The 16,544-nt window shown below is 46.3% G+C and carries 8 protein-coding genes; all 8 read right to left on the bottom strand.

Annotated features, from left to right (window positions below; translation table 11 throughout):
• Window positions 1-73: 73 nt before the first annotated feature.
• Window positions 74-2,950, bottom strand: coding sequence for a type I pullulanase (gene pulA, locus ABIE27_RS00560; protein WP_429349972.1), 2,877 nt, complete (start codon window positions 2,948-2,950; stop codon window positions 74-76).
• A 324-nt stretch (window positions 2,951-3,274) separates the two neighbouring features.
• A complete protein-coding gene (gene pulA / locus ABIE27_RS00555; RefSeq protein WP_429349666.1) occupies window positions 3,275-5,464 on the bottom strand; it encodes a type I pullulanase in 2,190 nt (729 codons plus the stop codon).
• A gap of 220 nt (window positions 5,465-5,684) precedes the next feature.
• The gene (locus ABIE27_RS00550) at window positions 5,685-9,353 is read right to left on the bottom strand and encodes a DUF5704 domain-containing protein (RefSeq protein WP_429349665.1); all 3,669 of its coding nucleotides are present in this window, start codon (window positions 9,351-9,353) and stop codon (window positions 5,685-5,687) included.
• Window positions 9,354-9,379: 26 nt separating this feature from the next.
• Entirely contained in the window at window positions 9,380-10,657 is a 1,278-nt protein-coding gene (locus ABIE27_RS00545) for an S-layer homology domain-containing protein (RefSeq protein ID WP_429349664.1), read from the bottom strand.
• Window positions 10,658-10,998: 341 nt separating this feature from the next.
• The gene (locus ABIE27_RS00540; protein ID WP_240037116.1) at window positions 10,999-12,528 is read right to left on the bottom strand and encodes an extracellular solute-binding protein; all 1,530 of its coding nucleotides are present in this window, start codon (window positions 12,526-12,528) and stop codon (window positions 10,999-11,001) included.
• A 352-nt stretch (window positions 12,529-12,880) separates the two neighbouring features.
• Window positions 12,881-13,984, bottom strand: coding sequence for a glycoside hydrolase family 88/105 protein (locus tag ABIE27_RS00535; protein ID WP_429349663.1), 1,104 nt, complete (start codon window positions 13,982-13,984; stop codon window positions 12,881-12,883).
• Window positions 13,985-14,007: 23 nt separating this feature from the next.
• Window positions 14,008-15,507, bottom strand: a complete 1,500-nt coding sequence (locus ABIE27_RS00530; RefSeq protein WP_429349662.1) for an extracellular solute-binding protein — start codon at window positions 15,505-15,507, stop codon at window positions 14,008-14,010.
• Between the two features lie 152 nt (window positions 15,508-15,659).
• Window positions 15,660-16,532 (bottom strand): carbohydrate ABC transporter permease, encoded by an 873-nt coding sequence (locus ABIE27_RS00525; protein ID WP_123066360.1) that lies wholly within the window; start codon window positions 16,530-16,532, stop codon window positions 15,660-15,662.
• Between the last annotated feature and the right edge of the window lie 12 nt (window positions 16,533-16,544).

Here is a 16,544-nt window from a genome sequence, read left to right as displayed (position 1 = left end):
TCCGACTGTAAGATTAGTGATACTTGGAGTGATGAAATGAATTTCCTGTTCAAAACGTACAGAACAGCAAACATCATGCGCTATTCAGACCATCCTTTTCAGGATTTTCTCGCACAATCTGCATTTCGTCTGATCCACTTTGCACCATAATCTGCACATCACCATCCTCAGGTATGATATCCACATAGCGATCTCCGCAAGTGTCCTTGGCCTCCCACTCATTCAGCCTGATGACAAAACCCACATGATGCAGACCAGGAGCTACGCGGAACCGAGCTTCTGCAACATGGCCTGCCCGCTCCAAGCGGATGGCTCCGTCCTCCATACCCGTTCCCCATACCCAAACATCCCAGCCATCATAACAGCCATCAGCTCGCTCGTAACAGATGGTCACGGTTCGTGACAGATATCTGTGAACCGTAACCGCATATGCCGCCCGTATGGTTCCTACTTCTGCGATGATCATTGATTTCCCTGAAGTCAGCGCCCTCACAATTCCCGCTTGGCTTACAGCAGCCACATCCGAATGAGAGGAACTCCAGCGGATATGAGCATCTGTAAGGGGCTGCCCATACTGATCCAGAACCAGCGCACGAAAGCGATTGATTCGAGTTGTATATAGCACAGGTTCACCTATGATTTCGATTCGTTCAGCGTAGCGGATATCGACCTGAACGGTACAAGACGTTGCGATCGAACCGACGCTTGCTGTAATTGACACTACCCCTCGACTCAACGTACGAATAGTGCCATCTTTTTCTATACGAACAGTGTCTGGATCAGAAGAGTTCCATTCTACAGGTACATTTTCCAATACATTGCCGATATGATCCCTCACCGTTGCTCGTAGCAGAGAAGTTTCCTGTGGAGCAAATACCCTGCGCGGAAGAGCGATTTCCAGTGCAGCCGGTTCTGACTGGGTAGTGAGCTCCTTGTCGTACAGAACCATAAGCGACCAACGTTCCACCTGAACCTCGCTCGTGACAGTCTCGACCACGTCAGTTCCAGCGGTATGATGATTCACAACAACCTTCCATTCACCCTCATCTAAATGTATGGTCTGAGGTTCATCCGAGCCGTTATAAATAATCATAATCCGATGCCATGAATCTTCGTTCGCTCCATGTTCGAGCATATACGCAACAACGTTACCATCCCTTCGAATGAAGCGAAGATGTCTCCGAACCTGTTCAGCCTCACTCATACGGAACGCCGGATGGGTGCGCCGCAAGTGAATCAGCCCACGATAATAGTCAAATACAGGTCTGAATCGGGCTTTATTGGCCCATGTGATCGTATTTACCGCATCACCGCTTCGATAACTGTTATGATCTCCAGCCTTGGATCTTAACATCTCATCACCGGCATGAAGAAATGGTATCCCTTGTGAAGTAAGCAGGATGCCAGATGCAAGAAGGGAACGGCGAACCATTTCATTATGCAGTACATCTGCTTCATCGACGTATCGATACGGATCTGAAGCCTTAACCGCCGACTCGGCACTGCCCCCCTCGACAGGCTGACCGTCTTTCCATACAGGAAAGCCCAGATCATGTCGAAGCTGGAGCGAGGTAGCTATTTTATCCCAAAGATTCAGATTATCATGAGCGGTCACATAATTAACGGTTTCGGCAGGGGAAGAGGTGAAGTCATCCAGTGCTCCGGCCACACCTTTGCCTATTTCATATTCCATGCCTCCGGCACCCGTGATGAATCCTCTACTTCTACCGTCACTGTCCCCTTTAATCGCACTGCGAAAATGATCATTGAATACAGCAAACCCTATGCCTCTCTGTGTTCCCTTAAGGGTTTGACGACCCAGCGGCGAGTCGCCTCCCATCCACGGCTCTCCATAAATCAGAAAGGTGGGATCTATCTCTTCTTTTAACTGACGGGTAAGCTCGCTCATCGTGTCCAGATCAATCAGTGCCATCAGATCAAACCGGAATCCGTCAATATGATATTCCTCTGCCCAATAGCGTAAGGAATCCAGGATATATTTTCGTACCATAGGACGTTCTGTTGCCAGTTCATTCCCTACACCTGAACCGTTGCTGAGTGTACCATCTTCATAATAACGATAGAAGTAACCTGGCACGATTCGCTCAAAAGGGCCTTTTTCCACACTGTACGTATGATTGTAGACGACATCAAGCACAACACGGATACCTTGCTGGTGTAGCGACTGAATCATCGATTTAAACTCCCGAATGCGAACAGCAGGATCTCGTGGATCCGTCGAATAGGAACCCTCTGGTACATTATAGTGTTGAGGATCATAGCCCCAGTTATAGGGTACTTTGGCCATTGGATCGGTGTTCGCTGCGGCGAGTTCATTTACCGTCTGGTAATCGGCCACGGGCAACAGATGTACATGGGTAATCCCCAGTTCGACCAAATGATCGACGCCAATTCGGTTGCCTGCCTCATCGGTAAGCCCAGTAGCCGTAAAAGCCATATACTTTCCTTTGTAAGGAAGTTCGACCTGAGGATCGGAAGAGAAATCTCGTACGTGCAGTTCATAGATAATCGCATCAACCGGGTGCACAAAGGCGGGCTTTACATCTTGATCCCATCCCTCTGGATGAGTCAAATTCAGATCAATGATCGCCGTCCGCTGCCCATTGGCTGTAACAGCTCTGGCATAAGGGTCCGCTGCTATTTCTACCCGTTGATCATGATGAACGATGCGATACATATAAAAGTGTCCTGCCCAGTCGCCCGAAAGATTCAGCTCCCAGATCCCGTCAGGGTCACGTGTCATCTCAAATGCCTGGCCATCCTCATGATAGGTTACCTCGCCAAGATCGTTATACTCTCCCTCATTTTCAAAAATTAATATATGGACCAGCTGTGCTGTAGGCGCCCATACTTTGAACGTACTCGCAACACTGGTATAAGTTAAGCCAAGATCGTTGCCTTCATAACAAAAAGAAGTCCATTCCGGCATCGTTCTCACCGCCTTTATATCCTTTAATTTCGTATTGTCCCGATGTTACGAAGTGGGACGCCTTTTGTCAACCCGGGGTTGTCTGTACTCAACATATCGGTTCGTTCGAAACAATTGATGAGCAATCGCTTTCATCTATCATATGTAAACAAGCGGTATGGTTGACAGCTTATGTACCTGTGAAATCAAAAAAAACACCCTCTTTTTGATATCAAGAGAGTGTTCTACTATATTACTTTTTAACTGAAATATATCGTTATGGCTCCCGCACTGTTGTTACAAAAAAGCAGGCATTTTATTATCGTTGTACAAGCTTGACTCTTTTCAAGAAGACTGCGAAAACAATACGGTCATGGATAACATGTTGACCTGTACTTGATTTATGTTACTCTCTTGATTGTTGCTACTCTCTTGATAGTCTGAGCCATTCTTGATGCTCTTCTTGCTATGTTGAGTGCTCTGATCGTGGATGTTATTGCTGCCCTCCATTTTCTCCGTGAACTCGATAGTGCGAAGCGTATTCACACCAGCCTGTCCATCTTCAACAACCACTCCCCATGTTCCTGAAGGGATAGAGATCCTATGAGATTCTTTGGTCGCATTATAGATCACGATAATCCGATGCCATGAATCGCCCACAGCCGCACCCTGCAGCTCGAATGACAACAACCCTTTTCCTTTTTGTAAAAGTCGAACATGCTGCTCAATCGCTTCGCTTGTACGCAGGCGAAAAGCAGGATGCTCCCGCCGCAAGCGAATCAAACCGCGGTAATAGTCAAATACCGGCTTAAATCGTTGCTTCTGATCCCAATGAATAGCGTTGACCACGTCTCCAGTCTCATGGCTGTTAGCATCTCCGTATTTGCTTCGCAGCAATTCATCTCCTGCCGCAATCAGCGGAACACCTTGTGACGTCAGTACAATACCGTTTGCAAGAAGGCAGCGTCTAACCGTTTCGTTTCCGAGCACATGCGCTGGATCGATCTGAAGATAAGGATTTGCTTGTCGCACAGCCTCTTCTACATTGTTGAATCCCCGGATACTCCCATCCTCATCATACGTCAGAAAGCCTAGTTTATCTTGTAACCCTTGCGTACGCGCCACCTTATCCCACAGATTAAGATTGTCATGCACGGTTACATAATTAATGGTCTCAGCGGGACCTTGCGTAAAATCATGAATAGACCCTTGCACACCAGTCCATAACTCCGCTTCTTTTCCCTCTTCACCTGTTGCAAAACCTTTGCCATCCCCATCACTGTCTCCTTTAATAACACCACGAAAATTATCGTTAAACACTGCAAAGCCTGCTTCGCGCTGTGTTCCCTTCAAGGTCATCTCATCACCTAAAGGGGATTCCATTGCTCCCCAAGGTTCGCCGTATAACAAGATGGAAGGGGATACCTCAGTATGAAGCTCGGATGCGAGCTGTTTCATCGTCGTAACATCAATCAGCCCCATCAGATCAAAACGAAAACCGTCCACATGATATTCCTCTGCCCAGAACCTCACCGAATCGATGGTAAATTTGCGAACCATAGCTCGTTCCGTTGCCACTTCATTGCCTGTGCCTGAACCGTTACTGTACGTTCCATCGGCATTCTGACGATAATAATACCCGGGAACCAGCTTTTCAAATGAACTCTCCGCTGTATCAAACGTGTGGTTGTACACTACATCCATAATGACACCTATCCCTTTACGATGAAGTGCAAGAACCATGGACTTGAATTCACGAATTCGCGTTTCAGGTTCATCTGCGCGTGATGCATACGAGCCCTCCGGAACATTGTAATGCAGCGGATCGTAACCCCAATTATAGTTAGAAGCATCCTTAAGATCATCATCTACATTCGACTCGTCTACCGTAGCAAAATCAAATACAGGCAATAGGTGTACATGCGTAACCCCTAGCTCAACCAAATGATCGATCCCAAGCGTATTGCCTGCTTCATCTCGAAGCCCGGTCTCCGTGAAAGCCAGATACTTTCCTTTGTTCGCAATCCCGGAAGAAGCATGAATGGAGAAATCCCGAACATGTAACTCATACAGAACAGCATCCGTGGGGTGATTCAATTCGGGACGTTCATCCTGCTCCCAGCCCTCAGGGTGAGTCTCCCGCATGTCCACAATAACGCCCATTTCTCCGTTCATGGTTACGGCTCGCGCGTAAGGATCAACCGCGATCGTTGAAGTTCCATCGTCAAACGTTGGTTTGAACATATAGCGATAACCTCGTAAATTGCCTTCCACTTTCAAAATCCACACATCCTGTTCACCGGAATGCATTGGCATAATGCTTTGCTTCAACGCGCTCGGGATGTCATCGGGGTTTCCACCTGTGAGGGGTGGGTACAGAAGAAGTTCCATTTGAACCGCAGTTGGAGACCAAACCTTGAAAGAATACAGATTCGGTTGAATGGTAACACCCAGATCCCCCCCTTCATATGTACTCGTAATCAAAGCTATATCTGTTTTCGGAGCGATTTGCTGTTGCTGAACATCGTCAATCATATCAATTCCCCTCTCGGTGAGCGTAGTATGTTAGGCATGTAATACGGAATGTAGAGCGAAGTGTGGAATGAATAACAGGAAAGTGCTCCTTACTCTTTATACCCGTTCATGGGATCAAGCATAATCTGCTTATGCAAAAAAGAAGCAGCCGTGACGCAGACTCACATCACGGCTACTTCGTATATAAAGCTTCCACTTTTATCTCAAACCCGTCTTTTCTTTAATGAGGTACCTGAGCTTGAAAATCATCACGGCTGGATTGATCTGCATGATACCACACCACATCTCCATCTCTCATCGGCCATCTTATCCCCTGTTCATCCACTGGACTCCCGTTAAAACCTTCCAGTTTCCATTGATTCATTAATGGGGCATGCATATATTGCAGATGAGGCGCGAGTGTATTGCCATTTTGTAACGTTTCCAGATTAAAGTTCACTACGATGTATCCATCTTGCAGGAATATAGGAGTCTTGTCATCTAGCAAATTTTCTCGGGCCAGACGCTCCAAATTCGTGCCTTTGGGAACAGCATATACGTCCGCTGGCAGACTATATTCTCCGTACCAGCGCTGTATGGCGGCATTCGCCCGATCTATATCTACCCCGGAAGGAAGGTCTGTTTTGGGACCTATGAGTGTACGAATCTGTGAAGGGAGAATCATCCAATCATACCTGCCTGTCCAAGTTTGACGATGTGACGTCTGGGTCACGAACCGAACCATCGCCTGTTCCAGCGTATACAACTGTCTATCTTCTGGTGTCCATTCATGGGTGTACTCATAACGTGCTGTATCACCGAGTTCCATTCCAGGCACGTTTCGTAGCCTTGCATTCAGCACAACATAACGCTTTTCAACATCCTGTACAGATCCAATACGGATAAGCTGTTGCTGCCCCCGGTGGTAGTACAACTCCACTTCCTGCCTTTCGCTTCCGTCTTTAGGGATATAAAAGAAGGTTGGTGTGATTCGGATACCATCCTGTTTGCCAAACATATTCCCTTTAGTCTTCACATCAAACTTAAAGTGATAGCCTGTCTTCACAGCAACATTGCGAAATCCCTGCATAGGGTGGCTGCCTGGGCGGATTGGCAAAACAAACGGAGCCAAGTTGCCCCTTGGATCTCCATCAATTTCGTTTGTTCCTGTCCAGTAGTTAACTCCCGTGGGCTCGGGACTTCCTGGTCGTTGACGAAACACCTTCTCCCAATGATAGTCCGCGACATCTGTGATTCGAAAATCATACAATCGCCCAATGACCTCCACAGCTACCGTATCCGCAGCGACATGATGTGCCAAGTCCGTATTCGCATCGGGTTGTTCTGTGAAATGCATGGGTGCATTCTCTGCAATGTTGCGGAACTCAATCTGATACGTGCCTTCATCAATCCAGACAGGAAGCACAAAGGCAGTATCCATTTGATTAACGGGAATATCTACCCAGGTTTTGGCTGGAATAAAGCTGCTTTTGCGATCCGTGTAAACATCGAACGGGAAACGCACCTGTTTACTGCGAAAATACTTCCCGTAATCGCGATTTCCGTAACCAGGATAACGTACTTCATCTAGATGTTGTCCTGACGTAGGGATACGAACCATAAACGGACGTTCCAGAATTAACGCCGCCCGCACAGGATCTGGTTTCGTTTTCTGATTATGGGGCTGATCATCCGAAACCCAAGCATAGTTGACCACTGGTGTATGTACCGTGACCGGATTGATTCCGGGAATTGAAAACCGCTGATTTTGTCCACCGTTTACGTTCTCAGGCAATAATCCGTAGAATATTTCACCCGTACTCGGCTGATCTGCTCTGTTCATCAGTGTGTTCTGGATGGTTAATCTATTCTGATATAACACATCATCCCCGATCATATGAGGCTGCGGAACCATGCCAGGTCTGGGGGCTTCCTTCTGGGCTGGGCTATTATTCATAATAGTCGCACCATTAAAAACCACTTTGTCATTGTTAACCGTATTCTCCTGAACCACCGCTTCTGCTTCTGCTTGAAAAAGTGAAGTTTCCATCGGCATAGGCGGTTCAGTGGCCCCCCCCTCGACAGTTTGGGTACCCAGATCAATCTCACGACATGGTGAGGGTTTGACATGGCTCTGCACAGCATTATCCGTGATGGATTGTAAGGTTGGAGGTATGTACGAATTCGGTGTCAGTGTAACCATACCTCCGTAACCACCAAGCGCATAGTTAGCCACTTTGGCTTCATTTAATTTGTAGACCTCCAGGTTATCAATCTGCCAGTAACTATATCCCCTTGTTACTCGCATCGATCGATCACCTGGCACATCACGTTCTTTGAGCTCTGGTTGTGTGCCTGGATCCCCCTCACCGCGAGAAGGACGTCCTGGTATTGTCCACGTTTTATGATACGTCTTCTTGACTTTAACATCATAGGTCACTGTGCCCGTCATGTTCACCCATCGGTGCTGGAACAAATACCCCTTGGCGAGAACATTTGCATAAAGATCTTCCGACGTTGGGATTCCACGCGTGACATCAAACTTCTCGGCACCACGAATGTCTGCTCTTAGCATCCCTTGAACCGAAGGGTCCATCACTTTAGCTTCAAGTACTGCGCCTCGACTTGGTGGACTGATGCTCACCGGACAGGCATTCGCAGGATCGTTACCTGGATCTTCACCGCCCGTGCCTCCTCCATCTTCGCCATTGGAGCAATCCTTGACCTCAAGCTCTTGTTCAGCCTGCTCATCTATACGCTGGGTGGTATCCAGGAAATGAGCTTTTATGATCGTAGTACCTACAATGCCCTTTGTTGTAATTTTACCATCGGCACCGATTGTCGCCACAGCAGCGTTCGAGCTGCTCCACGTCAATTTGGGATGTACCGTCAATTTATGAATACTTCGATCTGATTTGGTAAGAACCGCTTCCGCCTGCAGTGGTGTTATCGTAGATTTACAGGCATTCGGCAGGTTCACGACCAATCCCGGTTCGGACGTTACGGTAACGGTAGCTGTATCCGAAATAAGATATGTACCATTGTTCCAGATTGCACGTACCGTAACCGTCCCAGGGCTTTCTGCTTTTAACATACCTGTCTTTAGTTCAATGCTCGCCACCGCTTCGTCCGAAGAAAACCATTTAATCTCCGTCTCTCTGCCAGATACATCGACCCCCTCACTCCACGTTGTGGAGCCATAGCCTTTGGTCTTTACTTTGGCTACCATCTGTTTGGTTTGACCAATGGTGAGGTTAGTATCAGGTGTAACGTCAATTTCTTTTTCTTCTTCTAAATCACCTTCCCAAATGATGTCCATAGGGGTGAAGTAGGCAACATTATACTTCGGACATCCAGCAGTTGTTCTACCACCATTATCAAAAGGTTTTTGCTCCGTTGGTACATGATATCCTCCAGTGATTGTCCTGATAGCAACAATAGTTGATGTGAACGGAGGTCTAATATCACCTATACCAGTATATGAATTTTGATCTGCTCTTCCTTGATATTTAACATCATGAATACGTATGTTTTTAACTTTATTAGTATCAATTCTTATAGAATTGTAATCAGGCCAGTCTGTTGGTGGCCAATTACTAAAATCTACACTATCGGGAACCTCTGTAGCTGCAGGAAATGGATTTGAGCAACTTCCTGCATTATTTGCATAGGTTGGTCCTCCTGAATGATCAGCTCTAAATTTCCCACTATTCTCTTGGTACCAATACACTCCCGGATTTCCCACCGTAGGGGTAGCTAGTATGGTTACATACTGAGGGCTCTTCATTTTTTTAGGGCCATACTCACTTACAACAGCGTTTACTATGTTTGACGTCAATATTAACGCTGTGAGTTGTAAGGTCAACACTCCAAATAATATAGCTACACAAGAACATATTACTTTTCTCATTACAACCTACTCACCATCCTACTGAACTACCTTTGAATTCTAAATTCACCTATCTGATCTGTTTTCAGAGAATAAGACCACGATGTGTTTCTCAGAGTTGAAGTAACCCAAATTCTTTTTTTAATACCCTTCTTTAATAATTGTCCCGAGTCCATAGGTATTGTATTAATACCTTGTTTCTTAGCCACATCCAAATTGAGACGATTAAACTGTATTAGTGAATCAGATAACCCCCTATTGAATGTGATCAAATTAGAACTTTCTAAATTAGATTTGAAGGAAATATCTACAAAAGTCCTATACGAACCACTTGCATACTTTTCAGGCATAAAAAGCTTAGCATAAATTCCTTCTGGTTTACTTTGAGTCGCATCCACAACGATAAAACGATGAATTTGTAATACTCCAGACTTGTTACTAAGGCTAATATCAGCTTCTGATAGATCTGAAATCATGACAGAGCCAGATCCATACTTATAATTACTAATCGTCGTTAAATTCGTACCTGTCGTGCCTACTTCCCGCATCTCGTTCAGGTCGCTGTACTTGGAAGCATCTGTTCCCTCCACGTCCATGTAGCGAAGCAGAATAGCGGAAACCTCTGCCCGAGTTGTCGTATCTGCCGGTTTTAACGTACCGTCTTGAAATCCACCGACAATGCCTGTTCCGCGCACTAGGGCGAGGTACGGAATCTGCTCATCGCGGATCGTTCCGCGATTTACTTCGGGTGTAGGCAGTAGAGTGTTTTTCGTATCATTAAAAGCATTCTGAAAACTGCTGTCCGACTTACGTAGTCCGTTCGCAATCCACTTCATCATTTCATATCGCGTCAGTTCCGTATTGGGTTTAAAACCGCTGGCATAATCACCAGCGTCAATAAAGCCCTGTCCCACCAACTGGCGGACAGCCATCTCAGACCAGTGTCCTTGAAGATCAGAGAAGGAAGCCTGTTCCTGCCCCCGAGCATTCTCGATTCTGGTCGCGCGAGCTAGTATTGCAGCATATTCCCCGCGAGTGATCTTAGCGTTCGGACGGAATGTGCCATCCTGATAGCCGGAAATCAACTTTTTCTCATATGCTTTTGCAATCGTTGCCTGAGCCCAGTGTCCCTTGATATCGCTGAACCGCCCCCCTACGCTGTCGTTCACTCCCGCAGCACTAACCACTGTCGTCCACTGCCCATATCCCATTCCAAAAGAAAGACATGTTCCTGCCATCATGGCTGCTGTCAACAGCCCCATCATATAAACAAATCCTTTTTTCTTCTTCCCTTGAACCACTTGCTTCTTTTTCAATCTGTTCACGCTCCTATGTACCTTAGTATGGGGATGCTTCATTTGGTCAAACGGCTAACTTGCTTATCAAACAAAACCAAAAACTAAATTTGGAAATATAATCAATATTCTACCATGTATAACTAGTATTTTGGTATCATTTTCATATTTCCCCATGATTCTAAGGTGATTATCCCTCCTCCCTAAGACCCACTTTTTATCCAACAAAAACAAAAAAGGCCATGAATCCGCAGATTCATAGCCTTATGCTTTAAGGTGTGGTCTCACTTATTAATTATGGAATTTTTACTCTTTTATAGAATAAACCCATTCCTTGCATGAAATCAACCTTTTTTTTATGGCAGTCTCATTTATTTCCCGTTAAGCTCTTTATACGAAGCTTCCAGTTCTGTGATCAGCTGGTCACCGCCTGCTTTTCTCCAGTTGGCAACCTCCTGTTCCCAGCCAGCATCATCGATCTTGCCCATAATGTACTTGGTCTGCGCATCCCAAATCATCTGATCCAGCTCCTGACCACGCTCTGTATAGATCACGGAGGAAAGCGTAAGTGCAGGATTAGCAATTGCATACTGTTCATTTTCACGAGCCATCTTCGCGCCTTTCATACCAATAGGAACATCGACCAGCTCAGGCACATTGTATCCTTCAACACTCAACAGGTTATCACGATACGGTTTGACCTCACGTTGATAAGCATCAAAGTCTTTCAGTTCCGTTTTACCGTCAGCCGTCTTGCTGTAGTGCACATCAAGCAATCCACGAAGTTGCAGCGTGCTGAGTTCCTCGTCCATTAGTTGATCCAGGAAGGTGAGTACCTTCTTGAGCTGCGCTTCATCCGTTACAGATGCTTTCGGGATGACAAGCATACCGTAGTTTCCAGGCTCACCCGCAATGCGAATGCCATCCGGCCCTTGAAACGGCGCTACATCAATGACACCATCCGGTGCGTTAGGTGTGAGCCGTTGCTGGGATGATTTCCCGTTCTGAGCGACACCGTTCAGTTTCATAGCAACGAGACCTGAATCCATTTTTTTGTCCGCATCGGAAGGGTCCAGTGCAGGGAAATCACTATTGATCAGACCTTCATTAAACAATCGCTTAAACAGCTTCATCGTATCCACATATTCAGGAGTCAGGAACTCTGGTGTTAATTTACCAGCATCGTCCACACCCCATTTGTTAACTCCACCAATACTTACAGCAATCCGGGTCAGCGGTGAAGATACACCCTCGTTATACTTTTTAAATAACAGCGCACCATACGTATCTTCCTTGCCATTACCGTCCGGGTCGTCCTTACGGATGGAACGCATGACCTTATACCAATCATCCAGATTTTTCGGGATATCCAGTTTCAGCTTATCAAACCAGTCTTTCCGATAAACGATTGCCGTTCGTCCGATATCCCGGAAATTCGGAACACCGTAGATTTTGCCTTCAATCTTGATGTTATTAAAATGAGCCTCCGATTGGGCGGACAAGTTTTTGTAATCCTTCAGATAAGGCCCGAGTTCCCAAAACAATCCTGTCTTTGCGGCATTAAAAGTTGTAGGTACATAATTGACACGCATAATCGTTGGCATCTCCCCTGATGCCACCATGACATTGACTTTGTCGTCGAACGCCGACTGCGGAATCCACTGCACGTTTACATCGGTATTCGTGTATTCCTCAATCTTCTTCTCGATTGCATTTTCCTTAGCGGGCACATCACCCACCTGCATCAATGAAATGGAAATGGGCATTTTGCCTTCCCCAGCGGCTGGAGCTTTTTCTCCCCCACATCCAGCCAGCAAACCGGCAGACATCGCACCAACAATAACGAAGCTTCCTACGCGAAACATTGGACTCTTTGAACGCTTTGGACTTTTTGGACTCATGAACCATCTCTCCTTTTGGATAAACCTATTGTTCAGCGGACTTGCCCTCATTCCTCAATCATATATAAGTTGGACTAAAGATTTTACACAGAACACTCCGATGACAGAATAACCTGGAGAGTAGCGGTTATCCCCAGATTTTTTTGATTCCCTTTTCCCAAGGGAAAAATCCGGTGATAAGCATATGCTTCCGATGTAGCTTTCTTGCAGAAAGCTTTTAGGCGAACGCTTCGCTTTTCCAGGTTTTTTCTGTCCTCTCCGTTAGAGTGTAAATGAATAGTTCAACTTATATAGATGCCTTCAACCTCAGAATGTATGCGCTATCATAATGTTTTGGAGAAAAGAACCGGCATTATGCCAGTTCCATCTCGACCCCTGCCAAAATAAATGGAGCAACTGATTTCGGATCATTGATACGAATCGATTCAGTCACATAGTACTCGTAGGACCCGTCACGATAAGGAGTTCCTCCAAGTCCCGCTCCCCCGTTGCATTGTGTCAGGGAAAGCACACCCTCCTGGTCTGTTTGCAACAGATGCTGCAACAGGCCTTGATATCCTTTTTCCGCAATCGCTTTAAACTTCCCGCTCAAGTACCCTTTGCGCACACCCTTAGCAAGGGCATATACAAACATCGAGGTACCCGAAGCCTCCAGATAATTCCGCTCACGCCCTGGCTGATCGAGCAGATGCGGCCACAACCCTGTTTCCTGATCCTGTACATGGACAAGTGCATTCGCGAGTCGCTCGAAAATACCGATAATCTGTCCACGTTGCTCATGATCAATTGGTAGATAATCCAGCGTATCTACAACCGCCATCACATACCAGCCCACTGCACGGCTCCAAACATGTGGTGAACATCCCGTATCTCCGGAGCTCCAGCGCTGCTCTTTGCTCTCGTCCCAAGCGTGGTAGAGCAAGCCACTGCGTGGTTCACGAGTTTGTGCTTCCACCAACAGCAATTGCAGAGCAGCCTTGTCGAACCACTTCTCTTCACCAGCCACGGCTCCATATTGAGTCAGATACGGTGTCGCCATGTATAATCCATCCAGCCACATTTGGAACGGATAGATTTTCTTGTGCCAGAAACCGCCCCCACTTGTACGCGGCTGCCCTTTCAACTGCGTCATCAGCAACTCCGAAGCTTTGCGATACTTTTCCTGACCCGTTTTCTCGAGCAGGAAAAATAGTGATTTCCCCTGGTTGATCTGATCCAGATTATATTCCTCAATCGTATAGGACCGAATCGATCCGTCTTCCTGAATGAAATGATCCATAAGTTCCTGAATATAATCGAAATATCTCTGTTCGCCTGTACGGGCATACAGTTCTTCCAGTGCTTTGAGCAGACACCCATTCTCATAATGCCAGATCGAATACAGCTCATGGTTACGATAACTCTCCATAAACTGGTCAGCCATGCGCATCGGTGTATGTTGTAACGTTTCCTTCATGATCAAACCTCCGGTTTCGCTCCTTATTGAGCCTGTTTTTTGTAATCTTCAGCATATTCCTCGCGGATTTTGGTGCCGCCCGCGTTAGCCCAATTCTCAATTTCTTTTTCCCAGCCGCTCTGATCGATCTTGCCCATAATGTATTTGGTTTGCGCATCGGCAATCATCTGATCCAGATCTGCTCCCCGGTCACCGTATGTTGGCGAATACAACGTCAATGCAGGGTTTGGTACCGCATGTTCTGCCAGTTCCTTTACCAAAGCTGTTCCTTTTTCGCCAAGCTCGTTGTCCTTCAGTTTAGGTACATTATAACCTTCAACATAAGGGAAATTATCACGATAAGGTTTCACTTCACGCTGGAAGGCATCAAAGTCACTCATTTCCACTTCGTTGTCTCCGACTTTGGTGTAATGTTTGCCTTCCAAACCACGCATAAGCAGCGTTGCCATCTCCGGATCCATCAATTTATCCAGGAATGACAGCAAACTTTTCAGTTCCTCTTCCGATTTCACCGTAGCTTTCGGGAAAGCCAGAATGCCCGAGTTTCCTGTCTGTCCAGCTACACGGTCACCATTGGGCCCCAGCAAACCGGCAATATCTACAATGCCGTCCGGATTGTTTTTCGACAGACGTTCCTGCTGGCTTTTACCATTCTGCGCCACACCTACACGCATACCGACTACGCCGGAATCATACTTTTTCTCCGCTTCCGTTGAATCAAATACAGCGAAGTCCTGGTTTAACAATTTCTCTTCATACAAACGTTTCAGCAAATCCATCACTTGCATATATTCTGGTGTCATGAATTCTGGTGTAAAGCTGCCATCGCTCTCAACCTTCCATTTGTTCGGTGCGCCAAAGCTTACACCAAGGCGAGTCGTAAAAGAATACTGATCTTCGTTATACTTTTTGAACAACATCAATCCAAACGTATTCGACTGTCCATCGCCATCCGGATCGGAAGTGGACAACGTCTTGATCGTTTCATACCACTCTTCCGGTGTTGTTGGTACTTTCAGATTCAACTTATCGAACCAATCCTTGCGGTAAATGACTGTTGCCCTTGCAATATCAGAGAATACGGGCACGCCGTAAATTTTGCCGTTAACCTTAATGTTGTCAAAGAAACGTCCATTTTGGGCAGAAAGGTTTTTGTACTCATTGAGTAAAGGTCCGACTTCCCAGAACACGTCATTCCGCATCGCATTGGTCACCGTTGGGTTATATTGCACCTTTACGATTTTCGGCATGTCGCTGGAGGCGATCATAACATTAATTTTGTCATTGTACGCAGATGCCGGAATCCACTGGATGTCCAGTTTGGTGTTGGTGTACTCTTCAATTTTTTTCTGTACCTCGTTGCCCTTGCTAGGGACATCACCCACCTGTGCAATAGCGATAGATACATTCTGCACGCCGCCTTCGTCAGCCTGACCTTCCTCTGATCCGCATCCCGCCAGTAAACCGGTCACCAGAGCCAGTGTACTCAGAACAGCTACGGCTTTCTTTTTTGTTGCCTTCATTCATGAAAACCTCCCTTTTTGATATACAGTCACAGCCTTAAAATCTTAAAATCTTAAAATCTAACAACCTTATAACGTTCCAGTTCTCCACTCCCAATCATGGACTAATGTTCACAATTCAGTAATACGCTTCACACCACATGCTGCACTAATCAGCCTTTTACCGAACCGAGCATCACTCCCTTGGCAAAATGCTTTTGCAGGAATGGGTAGACCAACATAATCGGAATGGTAGAGAATACGATAACAGCCATGCGAATCGTAAGCGGCTGAATTTCGGTTTCTTCAATGCTCGTATCGCCAATTCGACTCTGTGCCAAAATGACAATCTCACGTAACCAGACTTGTACAGGCCACTTCTCACTGTCGTTGATATAGATGACGGCACTGAAGAAGCTGTTCCAGTGTGCCACGGCATAAAAGAGTGAAAAGGTAGCCATGGCTGGCATCGAGAGTGGCAGCACAATGCGGAATAAAACGCTGACATCGTTACAGCCATCGATTTTGGCCGCATCTTCCAGCTCATCTGGGATGGCTTGGAAGAAGTTTTTGAGTACGATCAGGTTGAACGCACTGATCGCCGTTGGCAACATCAAAGACCAGAGTGTATCGGTAAGATGCAGGGATTTAACGACGAAATACGTTGGAATCATACCGCCACTGAACAGCATCGTGAACAGTACACCCAGCAGGATCGGCTGGCGTCCACGCAAATACTTTCTGGATAGCGGGTAAGCCATAAGCGATGTAAACAGCAAGTTGATTAGCGTACCCACAACGGTAATATAGATCGATACACCGAGACTTCGAATCAATGTATCTGTAGAAAAAATGTAACGGTAGGCTGCCAAGGAGAACTCTTTGGGAAAAAGAATAAATCCGCCTTTAGCCACTTCATGCGGGCTGGTAAACGACACAGCCAAAATATAAATGAACGGGATTACGGTTACGATACCAATCAAAAGCAGCAAGCCATGATTCACAAAATCAAATATCCGGTTGCCCCATGTTTTGTCCTGTTGCATCTAATGTTCACT

Origin of the sequence: Paenibacillus sp. 4624 (genome assembly GCF_050435065.1) — a bacterium.
Lineage (GTDB): Bacteria > Bacillota > Bacilli > Paenibacillales > Paenibacillaceae > Paenibacillus > Paenibacillus amylolyticus_D.
This window is presented reverse-complemented; position numbering and strand designations above follow the sequence as displayed.

Excerpts from the sequence above, each read along its gene's own strand:
- ABIE27_RS00535 (WP_429349663.1), bottom strand. The coding sequence starts at position 13,984 with ATGAAGGAAACGTTACAACATACACCGATGCGCATGGCTGACCAGTTT.
- pulA (WP_429349666.1), bottom strand. The coding sequence starts at position 5,464 with ATGATTGACGATGTTCAGCAACAGCAAATCGCTCCGAAAACAGATATA.
- pulA (WP_429349972.1), bottom strand. The coding sequence starts at position 2,950 with ATGCCGGAATGGACTTCTTTTTGTTATGAAGGCAACGATCTTGGCTTA.
- ABIE27_RS00530 (WP_429349662.1), bottom strand. The coding sequence starts at position 15,507 with ATGAAGGCAACAAAAAAGAAAGCCGTAGCTGTTCTGAGTACACTGGCT.
- ABIE27_RS00550 (WP_429349665.1), bottom strand. The coding sequence starts at position 9,353 with ATGAGAAAAGTAATATGTTCTTGTGTAGCTATATTATTTGGAGTGTTG.
- ABIE27_RS00525 (WP_123066360.1), bottom strand. The coding sequence starts at position 16,532 with ATGCAACAGGACAAAACATGGGGCAACCGGATATTTGATTTTGTGAAT.
- ABIE27_RS00540 (WP_240037116.1), bottom strand. The coding sequence starts at position 12,528 with ATGAGTCCAAAAAGTCCAAAGCGTTCAAAGAGTCCAATGTTTCGCGTA.